The organism is Salmonella sp. SAL04162, from assembly GCF_046551535.1.
Lineage (GTDB): Bacteria > Pseudomonadota > Gammaproteobacteria > Enterobacterales > Enterobacteriaceae > Salmonella > Salmonella enterica.
Genome location: NZ_JBGDVX010000002.1, coordinates 179303 through 202873 on the forward strand (window position 1 = coordinate 179303; position 23571 = coordinate 202873).

General features: G+C 51.4%; 20 protein-coding genes and 3 pseudogenes. 13 read left to right on the forward strand and 10 right to left on the reverse strand.

The window, feature by feature from the left end:
• The first annotated feature begins 78 nt into the window (after positions 1–78).
• From ACLJRH_RS04970 to ACLJRH_RS04985, 4 genes are all read left to right on the forward strand, one after another.
• On the forward strand, positions 79–2334 hold the full coding sequence (locus ACLJRH_RS04970; RefSeq protein WP_001034966.1) for a TonB-dependent siderophore receptor: 2256 nt from the start codon (positions 79–81) through the stop codon (positions 2332–2334).
• A gap of 47 nt (positions 2335–2381) precedes the next feature.
• A complete protein-coding gene (entD, locus tag ACLJRH_RS04975) occupies positions 2382–3086 on the forward strand; it encodes an enterobactin synthase subunit EntD (RefSeq protein WP_023137264.1) in 705 nt (234 codons plus the stop codon).
• A gap of 11 nt (positions 3087–3097) precedes the next feature.
• Positions 3098–4216, forward strand: coding sequence for a YbdK family carboxylate-amine ligase (locus tag ACLJRH_RS04980; RefSeq protein ID WP_001529047.1), 1119 nt, complete (start codon positions 3098–3100; stop codon positions 4214–4216).
• 66 nt (positions 4217–4282) lie between these two features.
• Positions 4283–4531, forward strand: a complete 249-nt coding sequence (locus ACLJRH_RS04985) for a DUF1158 family protein (protein ID WP_000682497.1) — start codon at positions 4283–4285, stop codon at positions 4529–4531.
• Positions 4532–4536: 5 nt separating this feature from the next.
• Here ACLJRH_RS04985 and ACLJRH_RS04990 read toward each other — a convergent pair whose 3' ends face one another.
• On the reverse strand, positions 4537–4878 hold the full coding sequence (locus ACLJRH_RS04990; protein WP_000155635.1) for a RamA family antibiotic efflux transcriptional regulator: 342 nt from the start codon (positions 4876–4878) through the stop codon (positions 4537–4539).
• Between the two features lie 288 nt (positions 4879–5166).
• On the opposite strand from ACLJRH_RS04990, the gene ACLJRH_RS04995 reads away from it, so the two are divergent.
• From ACLJRH_RS04995 to nfsB, 3 genes are all read left to right on the forward strand, one after another.
• Positions 5167–5748: a TetR/AcrR family transcriptional regulator gene (locus ACLJRH_RS04995; protein WP_000113609.1), complete on the forward strand. Its 582-nt coding sequence runs from the start codon at positions 5167–5169 to the stop codon at positions 5746–5748.
• Positions 5748–6116 (forward strand): MmcQ/YjbR family DNA-binding protein, encoded by a 369-nt coding sequence (locus ACLJRH_RS05000; protein ID WP_001642947.1) that lies wholly within the window; start codon positions 5748–5750, stop codon positions 6114–6116. Before ACLJRH_RS04995 ends, ACLJRH_RS05000 begins: the two co-directional genes overlap by 1 nt.
• 96 nt (positions 6117–6212) lie before the next feature.
• Positions 6213–6866 carry an oxygen-insensitive NAD(P)H nitroreductase gene (nfsB, locus tag ACLJRH_RS05005; protein WP_001529050.1) on the forward strand — a complete coding sequence of 218 codons (654 nt, stop codon included), beginning with the start codon at positions 6213–6215 and terminating at the stop codon, positions 6864–6866.
• A 266-nt stretch (positions 6867–7132) separates the two neighbouring features.
• Here nfsB and ACLJRH_RS05010 read toward each other — a convergent pair whose 3' ends face one another.
• Entirely contained in the window at positions 7133–9103 is a 1971-nt protein-coding gene (locus ACLJRH_RS05010) for an autotransporter domain-containing esterase (RefSeq protein WP_023137265.1), read from the reverse strand.
• A 310-nt stretch (positions 9104–9413) separates the two neighbouring features.
• On the opposite strand from ACLJRH_RS05010, the gene ACLJRH_RS05015 reads away from it, so the two are divergent.
• Positions 9414–10661 carry a mechanosensitive ion channel family protein gene (locus ACLJRH_RS05015; protein ID WP_023137266.1) on the forward strand — a complete coding sequence of 416 codons (1248 nt, stop codon included), beginning with the start codon at positions 9414–9416 and terminating at the stop codon, positions 10659–10661.
• Positions 10662–10702: 41 nt separating this feature from the next.
• Here the strand turns inward: ACLJRH_RS05015 and pheP are convergent, their stop codons facing one another.
• Positions 10703–12097 (reverse strand): phenylalanine transporter, encoded by a 1395-nt coding sequence (pheP, locus tag ACLJRH_RS05020; RefSeq protein WP_000786283.1) that lies wholly within the window; start codon positions 12095–12097, stop codon positions 10703–10705.
• Positions 12098–12422: 325 nt separating this feature from the next.
• Between pheP and ACLJRH_RS05025 the strand changes: the two genes are divergently transcribed.
• Entirely contained in the window at positions 12423–13598 is a 1176-nt protein-coding gene (locus ACLJRH_RS05025) for a DnaJ family molecular chaperone (protein ID WP_001033457.1), read from the forward strand.
• Positions 13599–13676: 78 nt separating this feature from the next.
• Here the strand turns inward: ACLJRH_RS05025 and rclC are convergent, their stop codons facing one another.
• From rclC to rclA, 3 genes are all read right to left on the reverse strand, one after another.
• Positions 13677–14237, reverse strand: coding sequence for a reactive chlorine resistance membrane protein RclC (gene rclC / locus ACLJRH_RS05030; protein WP_000362177.1), 561 nt, complete (start codon positions 14235–14237; stop codon positions 13677–13679).
• Between the two features lie 12 nt (positions 14238–14249).
• A complete protein-coding gene (gene rclB / locus ACLJRH_RS05035; RefSeq protein WP_000922170.1) occupies positions 14250–14486 on the reverse strand; it encodes a reactive chlorine resistance periplasmic protein RclB in 237 nt (78 codons plus the stop codon).
• A 156-nt stretch (positions 14487–14642) separates the two neighbouring features.
• Entirely contained in the window at positions 14643–15968 is a 1326-nt protein-coding gene (gene rclA, locus ACLJRH_RS05040) for a reactive chlorine resistance oxidoreductase RclA (protein WP_000195932.1), read from the reverse strand.
• 215 nt (positions 15969–16183) lie between these two features.
• Here rclA and rclR point away from each other — a divergent pair, with 215 nt between their 5' ends.
• The gene (gene rclR, locus ACLJRH_RS05045) at positions 16184–17038 is read left to right on the forward strand and encodes a reactive chlorine-specific transcriptional regulator RclR (RefSeq protein ID WP_000339619.1); all 855 of its coding nucleotides are present in this window, start codon (positions 16184–16186) and stop codon (positions 17036–17038) included.
• A 50-nt stretch (positions 17039–17088) separates the two neighbouring features.
• Here rclR and ACLJRH_RS05050 read toward each other — a convergent pair.
• Positions 17089–17190 (reverse strand): annotated as a pseudogene (locus tag ACLJRH_RS05050) (cation transporter); the annotation flags it as partial.
• Positions 17191–17551: 361 nt separating this feature from the next.
• On the opposite strand from ACLJRH_RS05050, the pseudogene ACLJRH_RS05055 reads away from it, so the two are divergent.
• The 3 genes and pseudogenes from ACLJRH_RS05055 to ACLJRH_RS05065 form a co-directional block, all read left to right on the forward strand.
• Positions 17552–17644, forward strand: a pseudogene (locus ACLJRH_RS05055) (SOS response-associated peptidase); the annotation flags it as partial.
• Between the two features lie 125 nt (positions 17645–17769).
• Positions 17770–17900 (forward strand): annotated as a pseudogene (locus ACLJRH_RS05060) (integrase); the annotation flags it as partial.
• A gap of 74 nt (positions 17901–17974) precedes the next feature.
• On the forward strand, positions 17975–18217 hold the full coding sequence (locus ACLJRH_RS05065) for a DinI-like family protein (protein ID WP_031307734.1): 243 nt from the start codon (positions 17975–17977) through the stop codon (positions 18215–18217).
• 68 nt (positions 18218–18285) lie between these two features.
• Here ACLJRH_RS05065 and ACLJRH_RS05070 read toward each other — a convergent pair whose 3' ends face one another.
• Genes ACLJRH_RS05070 through ACLJRH_RS05080 form a run of 3 tightly spaced genes read right to left on the reverse strand, consistent with a single transcriptional unit; the run spans position 18286 to position 23565 of the window.
• Positions 18286–19416, reverse strand: a complete 1131-nt coding sequence (locus tag ACLJRH_RS05070; protein ID WP_023223432.1) for a tail fiber domain-containing protein — start codon at positions 19414–19416, stop codon at positions 18286–18288.
• A gap of 10 nt (positions 19417–19426) precedes the next feature.
• Positions 19427–20386 (reverse strand): DUF6453 family protein, encoded by a 960-nt coding sequence (locus ACLJRH_RS05075; protein WP_023892136.1) that lies wholly within the window; start codon positions 20384–20386, stop codon positions 19427–19429.
• An 8-nt stretch (positions 20387–20394) separates the two neighbouring features.
• Positions 20395–23565, reverse strand: coding sequence for a host specificity protein J (locus tag ACLJRH_RS05080; RefSeq protein WP_023223430.1), 3171 nt, complete (start codon positions 23563–23565; stop codon positions 20395–20397).
• Positions 23566–23571: the final 6 nt, after the last annotated feature.

The window sequence follows — 23571 nt, forward strand, 5'->3', positions numbered from 1 at the left end:
CGAACACAATTTCACCACCCGGCCAATGCCTTTGACGGGCGCTTTGGCTTATGTGGCTAAAGAAAAGCAGGATATACAATGAACAAGAAGATTCATTCCCTGACCTTACTGGTCAATTTAGGGATTTACGGGGCCGCTCTGCCCGTGATGGCAGAAGAAAAAACCGATAGCGCTGCGCTCACCAATGAAGACACCATCGTGGTGACCGCTGCCCAGCAAAACCTACAGGCACCAGGCGTATCCACCATCACCGCCGATGAGATCCGCAAAAATCCGCCCGCGCGCGACGTGTCAGAAATCATCCGCACCATGCCGGGCGTGAACCTGACCGGCAACTCCACCAGCGGTCAGCGCGGGAATAACCGCCAAATCGATATTCGCGGCATGGGGCCGGAAAACACCCTTATCCTGATTGACGGTAAACCCGTCACCAGCCGTAACTCGGTACGCCTGGGCTGGCGCGGCGAACGCGATACCCGTGGCGATACCGCGTGGGTGCCGCCGGAGATGATCGAACGCATTGAAGTGCTGCGTGGCCCTGCCGCCGCACGCTACGGCAACGGCGCGGCGGGTGGCGTGGTCAATATCATTACCAAAAAAGGCGGTAGCGAGTGGCACGGTTCCTGGAATACCTATTTCAACGCGCCGGAACATAAAGACGAAGGCGCGACCAAACGCACTAACTTTAGCCTGAACGGCCCGCTGGGCGGGGATTTCAGCTTCCGTCTGTATGGCAACCTCGACAAAACGCAGGCGGATGCGCGTAATATTAACCAGGGGCATCAGTCTGAACGTACCGGGAGTTACGCCGACACGCTACCGGCAGGACGCGAGGGGGTCATTAACAAAGATATCAACGGCGTAGTTCGTTGGGATTTTGCTCCGCTTCAGTCTCTGGAGCTGGAGGCCGGTTACAGTCGCCAGGGCAACCTCTATGCCGGTGATACTCAGAACACCAATACGAACCAACTGGTGAAAGATAATTACGGAAAAGAGACGAACCGCCTCTATCGGCAGAACTACTCGCTGACCTGGAACGGCGGCTGGGATAATGGCGTAACCACCAGTAACTGGGTGCAATACGAACATACCCGTAACTCCCGGATGCCGGAAGGCTTAGCAGGCGGCACCGAAGGGATTTTCGATCCCAAAGCATCGCAAAAATATGCCGATGCCGATTTGAATGACGTCACCCTACACAGCGAAGTGAGCCTTCCTTTCGATCTGCTGGTCAATCAAAACCTGACGCTGGGTACCGAATGGGCCCAACAGCGTATGAAAGACGAGCTCTCCAACTCGCAAACCTTTATGGGGGGAAATATCCCGGGTTACAGCAGTACCAATCGTAGCCCCTATTCAAAAGCGGAAATTTTCTCTCTGTTTGCTGAAAACAACATGGAACTGACCGACAGCACCATGCTGACGCCGGGGCTACGTTTCGATCATCACAGTATTGTGGGGGATAACTGGAGCCCGTCGCTGAACCTGTCGCAAGGTCTGGGGGATGACTTTACCCTGAAAATGGGAATCGCCCGCGCTTATAAAGCCCCGAGTCTGTACCAGACTAACCCAAACTATATTTTGTACAGTAAAGGTCAGGGTTGCTACGCGACTGGCGCGGGTACCGGCATCGGCTGCTATATGATGGGTAACGATGATCTGAAAGCCGAAACCAGCATCAATAAAGAGATCGGTCTGGAATTTAAACGCGATGGCTGGCTGGCCGGCATCACCTGGTTCCGCAATGATTACCGCAATAAGATTGAAGCGGGTACGGTGCCGTTGCAGCGTATCAACAACGGCAAAACGGATGTTTATCAGTGGGAGAACGTGCCGAAAGCGGTCGTTGAAGGTCTGGAAGGCACGTTAAACGTACCGGTTAGCGACACCGTCAACTGGACGAATAACGTTACGTATATGCTGCAGAGTAAAAACAAAGAGACCGGCGAACGCCTGTCGATTATTCCACAGTACACGCTTAATTCAACCCTGAGCTGGCAGGTACGTCAGGACGTTTCTCTGCAATCGACCTTCACCTGGTACGGCAAACAAGAGCCGAAGAAATATGATTATCAAGGTAACCCCGTTACCGGAACAGATAAGCAAGCGGTCAGCCCATACAGTATTGTTGGCCTGAGCGCGACCTGGGACGTGACCAAAAATGTCAGCCTGACCGGTGGCGTGGATAACCTCTTTGACAAACGTCTGTGGCGTGAAGGTAACGCGCAAACCGTCAGGGATACTCAAACTGGCGCTTATATGGCGGGCGCTGGCGCGTACACCTATAACGAACCGGGACGTACGTGGTATATGAGCATTAATACCCATTTCTGATGGCAACCTTCCCTCCCTCATTCGGGGGAGGGAATTAGCAAAAAACGATGCGGACATCTCATTTTCCCCTTCCCTTTGCCGGACACAGGCTGCATATCGTCGACTTTGATGCGAGCAGCTTTCACGAGCACGACCTGTTATGGCTGCCTCATCACGATCGGCTCCGGTCTGGCGGACGCAAGCGTAAAGCTGAACATCTGGCAGGCCGCATCGCCGCCGTTCATGCGCTACGCGAGGTGGGCGTCAGGACAGTGCCCGGTATTGGCGACAAGCGACAGCCGCTATGGCCGGACGGCCTATTTGGCAGCATCAGCCACTGTGCGTCAACGGCGCTGGCCGTCATATCCCGACAGCGTATCGGCATTGATATAGAAAAAATCATGAGTCAGCACACGGCGACAGAGCTGGCGCCGTCCATTATTGATAGCGATGAGCGCCAAATTCTCCAGGCGAGCTCGCTCCCTTTTCCGCTTGCCCTGACGCTGGCTTTCTCCGCCAAGGAGAGCGTTTATAAAGCCTTTTCAGACCGCGTCACGCTCCCGGGATTCGATAGCGCAAAAGTTACCTCGCTTACCGCCACGCACATCTCGTTACATCTGCTGCCAGCCTTTGCCGCCACGATGGCTGAACGTACCGTCCGTACAGAATGGTTTCAACGTGGCAATAGCGTTATTACTCTTGTTTCTGCAATAACGCGCTTTCCCCACGACAGGAGCGCTCACGCTTCTATACTTAGCGCAATCCCCCGATAAATGAGATCGCTATGGCGCTGAATGATTTTCACGTTTCTGAACCTTATACGCTTGGTATTGAGCTGGAGATGCAGGTGATCAATCCACCTGGCTACGATTTAAGTCAGGACTCTTCTACGCTGATCGACGCCGTTAAGCCCCAACTTACTGCGGGAGAAATTAAGCACGATATCACCGAAAGTATGCTGGAGATGGCCACGGGCGTCTGCCGCGATATTGACCAGGTGGCGGCCCAACTTTCTGCCATGCAGCACGTTATTTTACAGGCGGCGTCGGAACACCATCTCGGCATTTGCGGCGGCGGTACGCACCCTTTTCAAAAATGGCAGCGTCAGGAGGTCTGTGATAATGAGCGCTATCAACGCACGCTGGAAAATTTCGGCTATTTAATTCAACAGGCGACGGTTTTCGGTCAGCATGTCCACGTCGGCTGCGCGAACGGCGACGATGCGATTTATCTTTTACACGGGCTGTCGCATTTTGTGCCGCACTTTATTGCGCTCTCCGCCGCGTCTCCCTATATGCAAGGATCTGACACCCGTTTTGCCTGCGCGCGCCTGAATATTTTTTCCGCTTTTCCCGATAACGGCCCCATGCCGTGGGTCAGTAACTGGCAAGAGTTTGCCGGACTATTTCGTCGTCTGTCTTACACCACAATGATCGACAGCATCAAAGATTTGCACTGGGATATCCGCCCCAGCCCGGCCTTTGGCACGGTAGAAGTTCGGGTGATGGATACGCCGCTCACCCTTGATCATGCCATCAATATGGCAGGGTTGATTCAGGCGACCGCGCACTGGCTGCTGACCGAGCGTCCCTTTAAACCGCAGGAACAAGACTATCTGTTATATAAATTCAACCGTTTTCAGGCTTGCCGCTATGGTCTGGAGGGCGTGCTAACCGATGCCTATACCGGCGACCGCCGTCGCCTGGCAGATGATACGCTGCGTCTGCTGGACAACGTTACCCCCTCTGCGCGCAAGCTGGGCGCCGACAGCGCCATTGACGCGCTACGTCTGCAGGTGAAAAAAGGCGGTAACGAAGCGCAATATATGCGGGAGTTTATTGCCGACGGCGGATCGCTGATAGGCCTGGTACAAAAACATTGTGAAATCTGGGCAGGACAATAGACAGCATATTTGCCTTACCAGGCGATATCCCGGACAATGGCGTTTTAACTTACGTTTAACAAAGCCATGAAACACCCGCTTGAATCATTGATGACCGCTGCCGGTATTTTGCTGATGGCGTTGCTCTCCAGCCTGCTGCTGCCCGCCCCTTCGCTCGGCCTTGCACTGGCGCAAAAACTGGTCGGGATCTTTCATCTTATGGATCTCAACCAGCTTTATACTTTGTTGTTTTGTTTATGGTTTCTGTTGCTCGGCGCGCTGGAATATTATGTTATTCGCTTTATCTGGCGGCGCTGGTTTTCGCTGGCCGATTAAACATTTCAATGCGTACGGCCATGATTTTCTTTACGATAAGCGCCTGGCGGCAGGTTGAACGTGCGGGTAAAAATGCGCGTAAAGGTTTGCTGCGAATCAAAACCATACTTTAAACAAATATCATACACCTTCTGGTCGGTGTCGCGCAGGTCGCGCGCCGCCAGTTTTAGCTTCCGTTCACGCACGTAGCGCCCCAGACTCTCCCCTTTGTACTGCATAAAAAGGCGCTGCAGGTGCCACTTGGAATACCCCGCATGACGGGCAATATCATCAATACGTAACGGCTGATTCAAATTATCATCAATCCACTCGACAATCGTGTCGATAACCTGAGCGGAAATGGTCATCGTGCTCTCCCCTCTATCAAACTCGTCAGCGGCTCCCGCACCGCACATTTACGGCAACAGCAATAAGCATAGTAATAACCACACAAATTGTGAGACGGCTTATCGCATGGCCTGCAATATGCTTTTCTACCACTTCATGCGGCAGCCCTTGATTATGAGTGAGTAAGCACTCATTATAGAAAGCAAAGATACGCCGTCAAGGTACTTTTCAAAGGTTGACATTCACCGTTGCGACGCGACAACGGGCATGATTCAATCATGTTTTTCCAGACATAAGGGTAACGTGTAGTGGCTCGTCCGAAGAGTGAAGACAAAAAACAAGCATTACTGGAAGCGGCAACCCAGGCGATAGCGCAATCCGGTATCGCCGCCTCAACGGCGGTGATTGCGCGTAACGCAGGTGTTGCAGAAGGAACATTGTTTCGCTATTTCGCGACCAAAGATGAGCTGATTAACACGTTGTATTTGCATTTAAAGCAGGATCTCTGCCAGTCAATGATAATGGAGCTGGATCGATCCATTACCGATGCCAAAATGATGACTCGTTTTATCTGGAACAGTTACATCAGTTGGGGTCTGAACCATCCCGCGCGCCATCGGGCGATCCGTCAACTGGCCGTCAGCGAAAAGCTCACCAAAGAGACGGAACAACGGGCCGACGATATGTTCCCCGAATTGCGCGATTTATGTCATCGTTCCGTTTTGATGGTGTTTATGTCGGATGAGTACCGCGCCTTCGGCGACGGCCTTTTTCTGGCGCTGGCTGAAACAACAATGGATTTCGCCGCGCGCGATCCCGCTCGCGCTGGCGAATATATTGCGCTGGGATTCGAAGCCATGTGGCGCGCGCTGACTCGCGAGGAGCAATAATGGACGGTCAAACACTGCACGCCTGTGCAAAACGCTTTGCGCTGGAACTGCCTTTTACCGAACACTGCTGGCCTTTCGGCCCACAGTACGATGTGTTTAAAGTCGGCGGCAAAATATTCATGCTTTTCACTGAACATCACTGCCGTCCAGTGGTGAACCTGAAGTCGAATCCCCAAAAATCCCTGGTAAATCAACAAATTTACCCCAGCATTGCGCCTGGCTATCACATGAATAAGAAACACTGGATTTCAGTCTATGCGGGCGAGGATATCACCGTCTCGCTACTCAACGATTTGATAAATGACTCATGGAATCTGGTCGTAGACGGGCTGCCTAAAAGAGAGCAACTGCGCCTGCGGCCGCGCTGATGCAATAACCGTTTCCGCATTTTCCTCCCTTATCTTTTTACCGATAACCCGGTACCCTGCTGATACAAAAGGGTACTAAACCAACCAGGAGCATTTATGGATATCGTTTCTGTCGCCTTAAAGCGCTACTCCACTAAGGCGTTCGATCCCAGCAAAAAACTGACCGCCGAAGAAGCGGATAAAATAAAAACACTACTACAGTACAGCCCCTCCAGCACCAATTCCCAGCCGTGGCACTTTATTGTCGCCAGTACGGAAGAAGGCAAAGCGCGCGTAGCAAAATCCGCTGCCGGAAACTACACGTTCAACGAACGCAAAATGCTGGACGCCTCCCATGTGGTGGTCTTCTGCGCCAAAACCGCAATGGACGACGCCTGGCTGCAACGGGTGGTCGATCAGGAAGATGCCGATGGCCGTTTCGCTACGCCGGAAGCTAAAGCGGCAAATGATAAAGGTCGCCGCTTTTTCGCCGATATGCACCGCGTCTCGCTGAAAGATGACCACCAGTGGATGGCGAAACAGGTCTATCTGAACGTCGGCAACTTTCTGCTGGGCGTCGCCGCGATGGGTCTCGACGCCGTCCCCATTGAAGGTTTCGACGCCGAGGTGCTCGACGCTGAATTTGGTCTGAAAGAAAAAGGCTATACCAGTCTGGTCGTGGTGCCGGTCGGCCATCATAGCGTCGAGGATTTCAACGCCGGGCTGCCGAAATCACGTCTGCCGCTTGAAACCACACTGACGGAAGTCTAATCCCCTGCCTAAGCCGGACGCCCGTCCGGCTTTTTTCACCTTTCTGCCAGGTTCCCCAATGATCAATGGCGCGAAGTGCCAGGTTTAACATCGCTAGTGTTAACTTTCTCTTTCAAGGTATTGAAAATAAATAACATTTAAAACTGGCACGCCGTTGGCCATATCTGGATACCCCTTATCTGGATGAAGGAGAAAACGGCGTGGCACCGGTTTGCGCCTACGATGGCGATATTGTCACCACGGGGTTGGCCCTCCCTGGCGTGTCATCAAAATCGGGCGCTAAACCCAACGTTATAACGGGTTTGATTGCCATCGCTTAACCCTGCCGTTTGCGACAGCCCGGCGAAAGCGGACACCGTTGCCGACAGCGGAATATCTGCGCCAATCGCGATATCAACCCAGTTTTTATCCTGCGCTTTTCCGTCGCGGCTAAACGTCAGCGCGGTCGATTTAAGGCCGCCATTCGCCACATACGTATCATCGCCAAACTGACGGCGATAATTAATCTGCGCCCAGGAGTGAATGATGCTGTGGCGGAGATCCAGACGCCAACCAGCGCTACCCACCTGCGAATGGGCGTTTTGGTCGCCAAAACGCATTGATGTACTGGTATTGAGCTTCTCGCTATAACCATTAACGTGGCTGTAATCCCATGCATATTGCAGCATCGGTCCGGTCGTTAACCACGGCATCATGACAAAATCATAACCACTGGTTAACCTCGCGCCCCACAGCCGACCGTTGGTTTCGCCCTCTTCCACCCGTCTTAACGCACCGAGCGTTATACTGCGCTGAATGTTACTGAATTTAGCGGACAGATAGTGTAAATCGCTATCCAGCCACGCCTGACCAGCGCGTAAATGGCTGAATACGGCGGCCTGAAAACCGCGGGCATCATAACGATAATTATCGTCAGGATGTTGCTTATCCAGAGAACCGGCTATCAGCGCTCCCAGCAGTACCTGCTCGTTAAGCTGATAATCGACGCCAACCGTCAGATTATTATGATTACCGTTCCCGTCGGCCTCATTATTATCATAACGTTGATATCCCCCGCTGTATCCGCCGAACATGCCCAGTGAACCAACAGGATTTTCCCCCTGGCGAAGCTGCTGATAACGGCTGTCAAGCGTGGTACGACTGCCTTGCGCCATCGACTGAACGCTTTGGTTCAGGTATGTCGCCTGTACCGGCGCGGCAATGATCGACTGGATATATTGCGCAATAATGGTATGGACCTGCGGACCGGGATGTAAATGATCGGCAAACAGATAGTCCTGCGACGCATTAAATCCAGGCATTGCCGAGGAGCACGCCGAAGCGGATACGCCCGGCGGGCAGGCCATACCTACGGTATTTGTCAGACCAAACGCCTGCGGGTTGGCAAGAATTTCCTTAAAGAGGCCGTTGATATCGGCACGGGCTATATTGCCGCCGTGTTGCTCCAGCCCCTTCTCTTCCATCTGATTATAATAATCGGTCAGAGCTGACGCCTGCTCTGCCGCCGTTTCATAGCCCGCCAGCAGTTGATCAACGAGCAGTTGCTGAATAAACGGATTGCTGCTTACCGTTGCAGCCGCCGCCAGCAACGCCTTGCGGATCGCCTGTTGCCGACTGGCGAAATCGGGCGTAGCACCCTCCGCCAGCGCGTCTAACGCCGCTTTTAGCGCCGGAGGCGCCGCTGCGCCCAGCCCGGCGGTGATTACCGCCTCCAGAAGCATTGGCGTCGCACTAATATCCGGTACGTTTGGCACCACGACCAGCCCGGCGCCGGCATCCAGTAACAGCCCTACCTGCGCCGCCGCGCTAGTGGCGCTATTACCGGCTATTTGCTGTGCCATGGTTGGTTGCGCGATGGCCGCCGCCAGATCGTTTCCGCCGACCCAGTGAATATACAAACCGTTGTGGTCGGCTTTTCCCCCCGTTTTGGCAAGCCACTGCCGTACCTGATCCGCGGTATTATCCTGCGGGTTTAATTCCGGGGTCGCCGTCGCGCCGCCGGCGGCATAATTAGAACCGCCATTGTTGGAAGGGCTTAATGCCAGCCCAAATCGTTCGGCCAACTGTTCGTCGTAGAGCTTATTTTGACCACTATCCCAGGTCCAGCGACCGTTATTCCCGGTATCGCTAAGGCTATCGCCAAATACCGTAAGAGAGTCAAACGCACAGGCAGATAATGGCGCGGCCAGCGCCAGCGAGAGTATGCCGTATTTTAGCAGGGTACGCTTTTGGGTCATCCGATGTTCCTTAATGTTATTGTTGAGAGGTACGACGGTGCTAATCATCATCCGACAGAAACATTGCAATCGTTTTAAGCATTCTGGTTAAAATGTTTTCATCCATTGTTGACGAACTGGCGCCTGTTCAAAAAAATGGGGTGGCGTAAAATAACGACGTTTATGGGGCGCTGGATAAAATATAGCGTATGGATAACCCCTGAAGCGCTTTTACCCGTCTGTTGCTGATTATGCCTGAAGCGCGAGCGTCCTGATTTGCATAAATGCCATTCAGCAGTCATCATAGGCTGCTGTTTATAAAGGAGAGATTATGCAGGAATTGATATCCCAGGTAGAAGATTTAGCGGGAATTGAAATGAATCACACCACGTCGCTGGTGGTGATATTTGGTATTATTTTTCTGACGGCAGTTGTCGTGCATATTATTTTGCACTGGATAGTACTGCGCGCTTTCGAAAAACGTGCCAGCGCCAGTTCCCGCCTGTGGCTGCAAATTATTACCCAGAATAAATTATTCCATCGTCTGGCTTTTACGCTGCAAGGCATCATTGTCAATATTCAGGCCGCGCTCTGGCTACAAAAAGGCAGTGAGGCTGCGGATATCCTGACGACCTGCGCGCAATTATGGATTATGACCTACGCCCTGCTGTCGTTATTTTCTCTGCTGGACGTGATTTTCAATCTATCGCAAAAATGGCCCGCCGCCTCTCAGTTACCGCTAAAAGGAATATTTCAGGGTATTAAGCTCATCGGCGCAATTATCGTCGGCATTCTGATGATCTCACTGCTGATTGGCCAGTCACCAGCAATTTTAATCAGCGGGCTGGGCGCGATGGCCGCGGTATTAATGCTGGTCTTTAAAGACCCGATTCTTGGCCTGGTTGCCGGTATCCAGCTTTCCGCCAACGATATGCTCAAACTGGGCGACTGGCTGGAGATGCCAAAATATGGCGCAGATGGCGCGGTCATTGATATTGGCTTAACCACGGTAAAAGTACGCAACTGGGATAATACCATCACCACCATTCCCACCTGGTCACTGGTTTCCGACTCGTTCAAAAACTGGAGCGGCATGTCTGCGTCCGGCGGACGCCGGATTAAACGCAGCATTAATATTGACGCGACCAGTATCCATTTTCTGGATGATGATGAAAAACAGCGGCTGTTAATCGCGCAACTGTTAAAGCCGTACCTTACCAGCCGTCATCAGGAAATCGATGAATGGAATAAACAACTGGATGCGCCGGAATCAGCCTTAAATCACCGCCGAATGACCAATATCGGAACATTTCGCGCCTATCTGAACGAATATTTACGCCACCATCCGCGCATCCGTAAAGACATGACGCTGATGGTACGCCAACTGGCGCCTGACGATCATGGTTTGCCGATAGAGATCTACGCCTTTACCAATACCGTCGTGTGGCTGGAATATGAGAGCATTCAGGCCGATATTTTCGACCATATTTTTGCCGTGGTGGAAGAGTTCGGCTTGCGTATTCATCAGACGCCGACCGGCAGCGATATTCGCGCGCTGTCAGGGACATTGCGGCATTAATGGATTGCCCGATCGCATGAGCATGGGATCGGGCAAAAAAGTTAATGAGCCTTACGGCGCAAAACTGTAAACGCGATAAACAGGAATACAATCCATACCGGCAGCAAAATCGCCGACAATCGCATATCGTCCATCGTACACATTAACACCAGAATCAGCGCCAGAAACGCAATGCACAAATAGTTTCCGGCGGGATAGAACAGCGCCTTAAATTGCGTCTCGCGCCCTTTACGACGCATCGCCGCGCGAAAACGTAAATGCGCGAGACAGATCATTATCCAGTTTAGCAATAGCGTCGCGACAACCAGCGCCATCAACAGGCTAAACGCTTTTTGCGGCAACAGATAGTTGATCAGCACCACCAGCGAGGTAATCGCTCCGGAAAGTATCAGCGAGTTCACCGGCACGCCGCGATGGCTGACGCGGGTTAAAAATTTCGGCGCATTGCCTTGTACGGACAGGCCGAACAGCATTCGGCTGTTCGAATAAACGCCGCTGTTATACACCGAAAGCGACGCGACCAGAATAACGAAATTCAGCGCCGAAGCCACCACATTACTGTCCAGGTTATGGAAGATCATCACAAAAGGGCTGCTATTGGATTTCACCTCTACCCACGGATAGAGCGCCAGCAACACCACCAGCGAACCGATGTAGAACAGCAAAATACGGTATACCACCTGATTCACCGCTTTCGGAATGCTTTTTTGCGGATCGCGCGCTTCCGCCGCAGTAATGCCGATCAGCTCCAGTCCGCCAAAAGAAAACATAATCACCGCCAGCGACAGAAGCAAACCATGCCAACCGGTAGCGAAGAAACCGTTATAACGCCAGAGGTTATCAATGCTGGCATGTTCGCCGCCGTGGCCGGAGAACAGCAGCCACAGACCAAAACCTATCATGCCGATAATCGCCAGCACTTTAATGAGCGCGAACCAGAATTCCGTTTCGCCATACAGACGAACGTTCACCAGATTTACGGCATTAATGATAATAAAAAATGCCGCCGCCCAAATCCATGTTGGTACGTCAGGCAGCCAGTACTGCATATAGATGCCCGCCGCGGTCAGCTCCGCCATCCCGACCAGCACAAACATGACCCAATAGTTCCAGCCCGACAAAAAGCCCGCAAACGGCCCCCAATATTTCCAGGCGAAGTGGGCAAACGATCCGGAAACCGGCTCTTCCACGACCATTTCACCCAACTGGCGCATAATGAGAAAAGCGATAATCCCGGCAACGCCATAGCCCAACAAAACAGCCGGCCCCGCCATTTGAATCGCCGGGCCGATGCCCAGAAACAGTCCGGTGCCAATGGCGCCGCCCAGCGCAATTAGCTGAATATGGCGGTTTTGCAACCCCCGTTGAAGCGTCGGTTCATTCTTCGACGCGGCATCCGACACGCTGGCGCCGGATGCAGTTGACGCGTTTTTCACGTCCTACCCCTGTATCGTTTTTATTGAGGGGCACCTTTTAACATTTCGCTCTCGCTGCCGCAAGGCGCAATCGTTTGTCAAGGCTCAACTCCGGACGTTAACGTTATCGTGTAAAAAAAGATGTCGCGGGGAGTAAAAAGAAAAGAGCGCGCGCCGATATAGAACGTTACGGGTGACAGACGCCGAGTATAAAACATGTGAATAACTCTGGACGAAAAGTACGACACCCTACAGAATACATTTAGTATTTTTTCAGTATTTTCAAAAAGGTGAATCAGACCTGGTATCTGTTATCCGTTTTTGAGCCACGCCAGGCATCAACGTCATGAATAAGATCATCAAACGTTTAGAGATCATCAAAAGCGCCATTGAACTTGAGGACGAAGAGATTATCCGTCAGCAGCTCATCTACCTGAAAAATGAGCCGCAGGATGCCGTAATCAGCGCGATTGCCCAGGCGATTGAAGCTCGTCGATTCAGTGACGCCATGCAAGAGATCGCCGCCTGGCTACAGGCTCAACGGGCGCTCTCGACGTGGCAAGATCCCTCTATTGCCGCCAGTAAGCTGGAGCTGAAAGCGCTTGAAGCCCAGCTTCGCGATCTGATTGACAAACGAAATGCGCGGGTACAAATCCTCGACGATTTCAACGACCTCTATCATCTGCGCCTCGGGCCGTTGATGAGCCGTATTCTGGAGTTGCGTAAACAGCTCGCGGTGAGTATGCAGCGTAAGCAAGAAGCCGAAATAAAACGCCGGGAAAAGGATTATCAATCCTGCCTGCAATTTATTTCCCAGGCCGTGGATCAACTGGCAACGCTAAAACAGCAGTGGACAGGATTGAATGCCGCCTCGCGCGAAGCGGTGGGCATCCGTCAGCGAATCCAGCAGCAGACGGAATTAATTACCGCGTTGCTGGCGGAAATTCGCGAGCTGGAAGCGGATTTTTCCCATCAGGACGACAGCGCATTCCGCCAGGCGCAGGAAAATGCGGAACAGGACTATCACCAGTACCGGGAGCAGCAGCAGGAAGCGCAATTCCGCTACGCCCGCGATCAACGTTTGTCGGCAGACGAACGCAGTGAATTAAAACGTTTGTGGCGTCAGGCCAGCCGCCTGTGTCACCCGGATGTGGTCGCCGATGAATTGAAAGAAAAAGCGCACCAGATGATGGTACAGCTTAATCAGGCGCGGCAGAATGCCGATCTGGCGGCAATTCGCGCGTTATTGACGCAGCTGCAAAGCGGTCTGGAACCGATGATGGCAAGCGACAGGCTAAATAATCTGGAACATCTGCGCCATAAAATACGCCAGCTCCGCACGCAAATCGACGCGCTGTTGAAAGAGATAACGCAACTGGAAACGGAAAATGCCTGGCGGCTCGCCTCTTCCGTTGCGGATAAGGAAGCCTATTTCTCCGAGCAGGAACGGGCGCTAACCGAAATTCGCAATACGCTGGAGGCGCAGGTTCAACAGGTGGAACAGGAACTTCTGTCAGGGTAGTCCATCATTCATCAATAAATTGTCGGATGGCGCAAGCGCCACCCGACGAATCGCGGCATAAAGAGGGTAAGAGGGGCGCTACTGTCGCTGTAAAAGTAACGAACGGGCGGAGTCCGCCATGATCATCACCGCACCTGCCAGCATTAACGTATCTTTTAATACCAGCCGTCCGGCGCCCGATAAATACGGAAAACCATAATGCGCATCGCCCAGCGGCATAACCCAGGCCTCCGGCGTGGTGATTAAAAACGACAGCGTGACAAATGGCGTCAGGAATGCCAGCACGCCGCCCGCCAGCCCTAACCAGCGGCTGACAGGGTTAGCCAGTACCAGCGCCGCGATAATCAATTCCACCACGCCCAGACCATCCGAAAACGCATACGTATTATTGGCCGTTTGCCAGGCGCGTTCCTCCGGTTTTAGTTCGCCCTCATGAGTCAGATGCTGACGATATTCTTCAGGATGTTCATAGAAAAAAGACATAAACGGACTGTTCGCTACAAACGGGGTAATACTGTCTGCCTCATAGGGCACAAATTTTAGTAGTCCAATCCAGATAAAAACGATGGCGATACTCAGGCGAATTAATGTTAATCCCAGCCGATCCCCCTGACTTAACAGACGAAGATATTTATCCATCTCAGGCTCTCCTTATTTATATAATATCGCAGTGGCGTAACCCGTATTATCAATACGCATGGACGTAATTTTCCATGACGACGCCTGTTTACTTTGCGCCAGTCTGGCAATAGCGTCTTCAAGCATTGACGGCGTTGCTGACACCGCAGAAACGCTGATATATTCAACGTCAGTTAGCGGCTGGGCGGAGGCGGAAAACGCCAGCGGCGCAGCCAATAATGAAGCAATAAGTGTGGTAACTTTTAACATCGAGATTTCCAGTCGTGGGTTATTTCAATGGTGTTATAATACGTTACGCCTGACTAAAGCCTTTTCTTTCAGACGCCAGCATATTTGTCCTGGCGTATTTTTATAGCCTGACAGGCAAAAAAAAGCCCTGATTAACAGGGCTACGTTATTTATGTTTTACTTAATGAGAGAGAAGAGATCGTTTAAAGACTCACTCATTGTAGGATGGGTAAAGATCTGGTCGCGTAACACCGTATAAGGTAAATCTGCATCCATAACGGTTTTAACGATATTAATCATTTCATGAGAATCGACGCATAACAATGACACCCCTACGATACGCTGCGTATTCACGTCCACTACCGCTTTTAGTACGCCACGGGTATCGTTCATAACACGGGCGCGAGGGATCGCCGCCACCGGTAATGTCACCACCTGCACCGTTGCGCCGCTTGCCCGCGCTTGTTCTTCCGTCAGCCCGACACGAGAGAGCGGCGGCGTCATAAAGACGGAATACGGAACATTCTGGCGATCGCGGGTACTGCGTTTGCCATCTCCCAATAACCCGTCGCGTACAATACGAAAATCATCCAGTGAAATATAGGTAAACTGCAACCCACCGGTAACATCGCCCATCGCCCAGATATTGTCCGCCGTGGTACGCAGGTAATCATCCACGATGATCCCGCCGCGTTCGTTCACCGCCACGCCGGCGTTCCGCAACTGTAAGCCAGCCGTCGCCGGTTTTCGCCCCGACGCCACCAGCAGGGCATCCACAAGATGCGCGCCTTCCGGCGTTTCTACTTGTACCGCGCCCTCCTTTGAGGATACGGCCTGTACGTTGGCGTTTAAAATCAGCTCGACGCCCTTTTCCTGTAAAATACGGGTAATTGCCTGCGCGATATCCCGATCTTCACGAGGCAGGAATTGCGGCGCTGCTTCAAAGATAGTGACCTTCGTACCGAAGTTGGCGAACATTGAGGCAAATTCAAGGCCAATATAACCGCCGCCTAAAATCCCCAGCCGCGCCGGACGCTGGCTCAGGCTGAGTAGCCCGGTGCTATCGAACACCCCTGCCGTCGTTGTTAAGCCCGTAATAGCCGGGATCACCGACTCTGCGCCAGTATTAATGAAGATCTTTTCTCCCCGTAACACCCGCTCGCCGTCCGCCTGAAATACCCGTAAGGTATGGTTATCAATAAACTCCGCCCTTCCCTCAATCACATCGACATTGTCCAGGTCGGCAAGATTATGAAAATTTTTGTCGCGTAAAAAATTTACGACCGCCGCTTTGCGTTGCATGGCGACAGAAAAATCGCCCTCACGTTCCGCATCATGCACCAGCGTTTTCGTTGGAATACAGCCAATGTTGATGCAGGTTCCGCCGAACATACTGGCGGACTGTTCGATAATCGCCACGCGCCATCCCGTCTTCGCCAGAGTTGCCGCCAACGTTTTTCCTGCCTTGCCAAAACCAATAATGAGCGCCTGATACTGTGTCATCTTCTTTCTCCGCCAAATCACCATCTGTTTGTCAGGACAAGTATAAATAACGTCAAAAAAGACAGGGTTATCCGCAACGCGTCATTTTTTGTCTTATCGTCTAAATTGGCGGTTAGCAAAAATAAGGGTAGAAATGACATTGAGTCAGAAATATAGTGAACAGATACAGAAATGTTGATCTCTATTTTTGAAAATAAACCTGTTCTGGAGTCTATATGGATGCGCTTAGTCGGCTATTGACGCTTAACGCCCCTCAGGGCTCAATCGACAAGAATTGCCCGTTAGGCGGCGACTGGCAGTTGCCGCACGCCGCTGGCGAGCTATCGGTGATTCGCTGGCATACCGTTACGCAGGGCGAAGCGCAACTGGAAATGCCTACCGGCGACGCCATGACGCTTACGCCGGGAAAGGTGGTGATTCTGCCGCAAAACTCCGCCCACCGTTTGCGCCAGTCTGGCGAAGCACCGACACATATCGTGTGCGGTAGTCTACGTCTGCACACGACGTCACGTTATTTCCTTACCGCGTTGCCGGAAGTGTTATGTCTTGCCCCACCGCCGCATAGCCCCGCCAGTATCTGGATTAACGCCGCCATTTTGCTGTTACAGCAGGAGTCAGAACGCCATTTACCTGGCGCTGATGTCTTATACAGTCAGCAGTGCGCCACGCTGTTTACCCTCGCCGTTCGCGACTGGCTATCGCAGGCTGGCACAGCGAAAAGCGTGCTCAATTTATTGCTGCATCCCCGGCTGGGCCGCGTGATCCTTCACATGCTGGAAACACCGGCGCATCCCTGGACGGTCGAAACGCTGGCGCAACGGGTACACATGTCGCGGGCGAGCTTCGCCCAGCTATTTCGCGACGTGTCCGCGACGACGCCCTTAGCCGTGTTAACAACGCTGCGCCTGCAAATCGCTGCCCAGACCCTGTCGCGTGAAGCGCTGCCGGTGATGGTGATTGCCGAGTCGGTAGGTTATGCGAGCGAATCTTCTTTTCACAAAGCTTTTGTCCGTGAATTCGGTTGTACACCAGGCGAGTACCGCAAACGGGTCAGCGCGCTCGGACGATAAGCGTATACTGAACCCGCCTGCAGTTTGACGCCGCAGGCGGGGTGCACACGTTATGCCGCAAGGCGACGATGCCTGCGCAGCCACATCAGCTTGTAGGCTGCCGGAATGATGAACAGCGACAGCAACGGCGCGGTAATCATGCCGCCGATCATCGCAAAGGGAACGCTGGTAATGTTCAATAACGCTTCCCTTACGTCGACTCTGCAACCTGCCCCGTGGCGGTTTCAACGCTAATAGACGCTCTACGTAGGCGATAATCCCGAAAAATACAGCGGTTGACAGACTAAGCAGCAAGACGGAATCAAAATGACCCGCCCCCTTTTTAGAGAAGCATAAATTTTTATTTGATTACAAACATTTCAGCGCTGGATTTAAGAGTTTTATTTGAGGGAAATTAAACAGCACCCGTAACGACACCTGTTGCGAGATTATTGATAATTAAAAACGTAAGGTAACTGTTTGATTTATCAATGGCGCGCCCTGCAGGATTCGAACCTGCGACCCACGGCTTAGAAGTTCCTAGAACCATCTTTTAAGTCAACAACATACCGCGTCATCCCTGCGCTCACACGTCCCATGATGCGAAAAGTTAGCAATCACTGCCAATCGTTAGAAAAGGATGACTGTCCCGAATCTGTCCCACCTTCTCCCCCCACAAAATGGACTTCAGCCGCTCCCCGGTAAAACCTATCCTCCCCTCATAACTCAGAACAACTAAAAGTTACAGAACAGACGCAATAGAGATGCAGATGGCGCATGTAAGCGGAGGGGCACGTTTTGTGTACAACGAGCAGTGTATCTTGATACACGCAGGGAGATGATGCAGTGGTGGGATGATTGGTTAGATGATAAGGTGACGTAATGCCACCAAAGCAAATTATGAAGCGGGGAACTTTCTGTACAGCGTTGACAGTCCCGCGTCATAAATTATCGCTACTGGCTGGCTGGTTTCTCCGGCCCGCCAGGATTTTTGATGGTTTGCCCGGTGCAAAAAATATCATCTTGGGAGAACTGACCAAGATGGTTCACCGGATCTTCCCCGATGATGATATTCGGGTTAAACCGATGATGGCAATGCCGGTAATCAACACTGACGCCAGCAAACATGAAAAGGAACAGATAAGCCGTACTGTTCAGGAAAAGTTTGAAGAGGCTGAAATGTGGCTGATTTCAGATTAAACGCCCTGAACCGTCATATCGCTTAAGTACAATCCCGGAAGCAATTAACCTGCCAATTCAGTTGATTTTTATTTTTGTAAAGCAGCTATAGTAAGTTTCAATTCTGTAATTTGCGCTTGCAGGTTCTGAATGCATCCTAGCAAATCCATTACAATTGGGTTGTTGTCTATAGACGGACGGTCTGCATACTGCTGGTTGACAAGCTGGCCTTCTTCATTGTAAACCTGACTGCCAGGTACCGGAAATTGGTTGTGCTTGACATATTGTGGTGCCACATCTTCAGCTTCTTCTGCAATAATCCCGAAACGGACACGCGCCAGTTCATCGTCCTTATACACGAAATTAACCATACGCAGCCCCATAATGCGCCGCATTGCTTCGCAGGTGTCTGCATCCTCTATATCCTTTTTGTATTCCCTTCCGGACGTCCCCTGTACGGCAAGAACTCCCGGCGATGACGGCAGAAGTGACTCTATCTGGTTTTCGGGGGTATTCTGGTTATTTTTTTGTATTATTGATCCTCTCGAATTGGCAGCAACTGAAGCTTCAATAGAGACACGAGCACCAACATCTGTTGCGCCTCGAGAGGTATTCTGCACTCCAATAATTGCGTACCCTGTTGTAGAAATGTTTAACTGCGAAAAAAAAGGGCTGCTTTTTTGACCAAGGCCAATATTATTTGCCGCATCCGCAGGGGTTGCTCCTCCCGTCCCACCTTGGGCAACACTTAACGGCGTTGTCAGTCCTGTAAGGCTGGTAATATCTGAGTTGTTCCCTTTTTTAGCCTTGTCACTGACGCTGTTGATTAACTTTTTCGCTGACGGCCCCGTTGTCTGGCTGGTATCAGGAAGCGTAATGGTTACATCACCGTCCGCAGTGAAAAATTGCTGCCAGTTCTGCTTATCGTAATTCAGTCCTCGCAATGCCTCAGCGCTTTGAGCCACCAAGGCAGCCGTGACCATGTTCAAAGCAACACGAGGCACGGCAGACCACGCAGCGCCGGATTGTGTCGGGCCGGTGTATACGCTGACCAGCGTCAGTGATGTATTGTTATTTACTGTTTTAACCGGGAGTGTATAAGGGATGCCACCGACAGTTACGACAATAAAATCACCAGCAGCAAGTTCTGTTGTAAACGCTGTGCCGCTGCCAGTAACAGCATCGGTGTCATTGGTAAGTGTTAAGGTTCCTGCTGACATGAATATTTCCTCAATACATATCCGGAAGGACAAGAATTGGCATATTGATATTTTGATTAAATGTCATATCAAATCTGTTGTCATTGTAATTACCAACAACCTGGTTATACGCTGACCGGATGTTTCCACCTGACATTACCACACCCTTTTTCCTTATATTAAAATATCCACCCACTCGTCTTGACTGCGCGCCAGTGAATACAATCTGACAATATTTATCACCTATGTATTGATTATTGTCTGTTACCGTTATCTGCTGGTCATATACAAATGGTCGCTTCACTGTTGAAAATGTTACCTGTCCTGCTGAATTTGTCATGGTAATGCCATCACCGGCCACAGGCGCGGTATTATTGAAAATTACCAGTTCCATTGTTACAGATGCGGAAACATCATCCCGTCCTGAGTAATTGATGTCTCTTACAATAATATTTGCTCCGTCAAATCCTACAGACACATTATTGTTATCCCACTTCCCGAATGGTATTCCTGATACGGGAAGCGCCATCGAGCCGTTGACTGTCACCGTGCCAACGTAAGCACATGTCATTAACCTTGCCTGATTCGAAATTACAGTGAAATCAGTAGAGTTGGAAACGAGAAGTCCTTCGTTGTAAGTAGCAGCAGGGAGAATTTCAAATACAGTTCCTGCCCAGTTTGGTATTCGCTGGTAGTTTCCCCTGTTTGTACCGTTAACAGTCACACCGTTGTCTCCGTTTCTTGTAACGGATGTCATATATATCGGTAAAACTATCCATGTCTGATTGTCTGCGAACTCCTGAACGTCAACCGGCCGTGTCGGTAAAACAAAAACTGTGGAGCCTGACGTTAATGGAGTATTAACCTGAAACTGGTTTGCCCCCGTACCGTAACCAGCAAAACTTGTGCAGAATGACGGGGCACGGAGCCCCGCTGTAATCGCCATCGCAGGACGGCCATCGTTATAATCTATCAGTATTCCTTCCGGCATATTTTGTCCTACCATCGCCCAACGACAACGCGCCCTCCACCCGGTAGATTTACCGTGACGCCATTGCCATTTATAACAACCGTGTTGTTTTCACCGTTAAAGGCAAACTGGCCACTGTCAGCGTAAAATTTGCCATGCAATTCAGCATTTCCATTTTTATCAATGCGCCAGCCAGTTGAACCCGCAACGAAGTTATTCGACTGGATGTAATTACCAATTTTGGCATTGCTAATGCTGCCATCCTGAATTAACGCATCACGGATAAATACCTGTCCGTTATAGACAAAGAACGCAGCGGTATAGTTTCCAGGATCACTTCCGGAATAAATGCCAAACTGATCAGCGGCAAAAACCACTGTTGATTTGTATGAGCTACCGTCAGGCTCAATGGACATGCCGAAACCGGTATTGTATTTCACGCCATTGCGAACGATACCGAGATTAGTGATATAAGAAGCTTTTGCTGCACCGTCGATATTCACTTCAGCAGTAAGCTTCTGGTTAACTGCAGCGGTCAGGCTACCTTCAGGGCCAATCTGCGCCTGAACATATGTGGACAGGTCAGCAAGTCCCTGCTCAGCAGTCGCTACCGTGGTTTTCACGACCAGGATATCGGCACGTACCTCACCGTACTGCTGATACTGGTGCTCAACAGTACCGTGGTTCGCCAGCGCGTTCTGCATAATGCCTTCAAGGTTGGTGTTAACACCCTGCTGAACATTTTTAAACGCCTCAGAATCCCGCACTGCTTCATCGACAATTTCAATCATCCCAGGAATATCAGATGACGCCTGACCTGATGCCTCAACGAACTCCGATACCCCGAAAGCATTTTTGGTGCGGACATAAACGTAATACGTCTTATCAGCCTGTAGACCATGAAGCGTCCACTGGTTAGAGCGCCCGAGGAACTGAGCCTGGTCTTCAATATCGTCAGGATTGACAATCTGGTTCTGCCCGGAGTACCAGAACTCAAACGATGTGTCTGTCGTTGCCGTAATGCGCATGACGGGGACCAGGTCAGCAGAGAACAAGCCAGGCGTCCAGATAACACTGGATGGTGCAGGTGGCGCACCGATGACCATGCTAATTTGCGTCTCAGCGCCTTTCATTCCGTTTTCATTGCGACCGCGAACGCCAAGCGTGTATCCACCGGCGTTCAGACCAAAGAACTCGTAGCGGAAGTGGTCGGTTTCATACTGAGCAACCACCTTGCCTTCATCGTTGTACACGTACAGTTCGAACATCAGTTTTTTGGTGGTGGTCGCTGTCTCCCATGTAGCAGTAACCTGAACAGTCTCAGAGTTGGTGTTGATGATGCGCAGGTTCTCTACGTTCGGCACTCGATACCCGTTCAGTGTATCGTTGGGAGTCTCAAACACGGCACCTTCATCAACAATGGCCTGTTTGTTCGGGTCATGTTGTGATGCAGTGATGCTGTAGACCGAGTTGTTATCGGTCTCTGCAATGCTAAGGATGCGGAATAGTCTGGTAGAAACGTTACTGGTAGAGATGGCAAATACAGTACCGTCACGAACCCATGCTGGCGTCGTTTTCAGCGTCACCACGTTGCCGGAAATGCTGCCAATCTCGTATTTAACGAACTTCCCGTTGCTACCCATGATTGACATGGTGTCGCCGTCTGATATCAGGGATGAATCAACCGCATCAACGGTAATTCTGTTACCTGCATGCGACATAATGCGGCCACCAAGACGCGCACCAGCATAGTTGTTATCCATGATTTCAACGATATCACCCGGCGTGAAGTGGATAGCATCGCGAGCCATCTGGAAAGACAGTCTGCTGCTTTCCCGTTTCGCCGTTTCAAGAAGCCATTTCCCAGCGCGCCATGCCTGACCGCGAGACGTGCAACCGAATGCTTCAATTGTTGTTTCGTTGTAGTTTCCGCGAGCGATCATCTCATCGTCGGAAACGTATTCTTTTACCTGCTCCCAACCGTTATCCGGATCAGTCCATGACACAACAACGGCATTGTATTTCTCTGAACGCTTCACGGAGCTACGCTTGAACTCGCCATCAACCACGTTAGCATTCGTGATTGTCGCAATCGGGTCCTGTGGCGCATCCAGCATGACAGACAGTCGCATCCCGTCCCACAGTGCTATACCGCGAAACATGCTCGCTATCTTGTCGAGAATGTCACGCGCACTCACCTGCTCGGTAATATAGGCATTCAGCGTCATCCTTGGTTCCTGCCCGCCGTAGCCATCGTTAACAAGCTGATCGCAATACTGTGAGAGGACGTACAGCGCACCGTCATCTATATCGATATAACCGGCACGTTTCGCCAGGCCAAAACGGGTATTCCTCGCCAGTTCACGGAACAGCCACGCCGGGTTGTTAGTCCACGCTTTTTTGAATCCGCCAGTCCATAGCCCTGAGTAAGTTCTGGCAATCGGATCGTAGTTGTCAGGAACGTCCACAATCAGGCCGCGAAAATGGTATGTGCGACTAGGGGTGTCGGTGTACTGGTCACGATCAATAACTGCACCCGCAATGGCGGAGAACGGATAGCTAAGGTTGTCGTCGGTGATTTCACTGTAGCTATTCCAGATAGTGCCGTTGGACAGCAAATCGCTGCTGCTGTCGGGTGTAATGCGGCGAACGCGAATATCAAACGGCTTGATATCCGGAGCATCAATCAGATGGGCCTCAAGATACTCGCCTGATATCTTTCCGGTGATAGTCACGGTCTTTTCAATAACCCAGCCTGAAGCACCAGTTCTACTCTCCAGCACCATAGTGACGGAAGTGTTATTCTGATTGCCTTTAGTGTCCTGCTCAACCAGACCGGTCACACCAACGTTGAACCGCACCCGGGTAACGTCCTGATCGGTTATAGTGCGTACCAAAGGTGTATCGTATGTGACTTCCGTATTAACGATGGTTGTTGCTTCGATTGCCGAGAATCCGTTAATCGGCTCCTGAGTTTCCGAGCCGGGTCTCCATGCCACGCTGACGCCGTTGATGCTGACGTTTCCGTTTGCATCGGTAACTGGCGTCTTGTTCAGTTTGAATGATGACAGGTGCTCCTGGTCTACCGGACCTGCAATTGGTCCCTCACTGATAAGGTCGAGCACCCGGTAAAATTGTTTTGATTTGAGGTTATCGTCAAGAAGGGTTGGAGTTGATGCTTTGCCGCCACCTGAAGACATATTGCC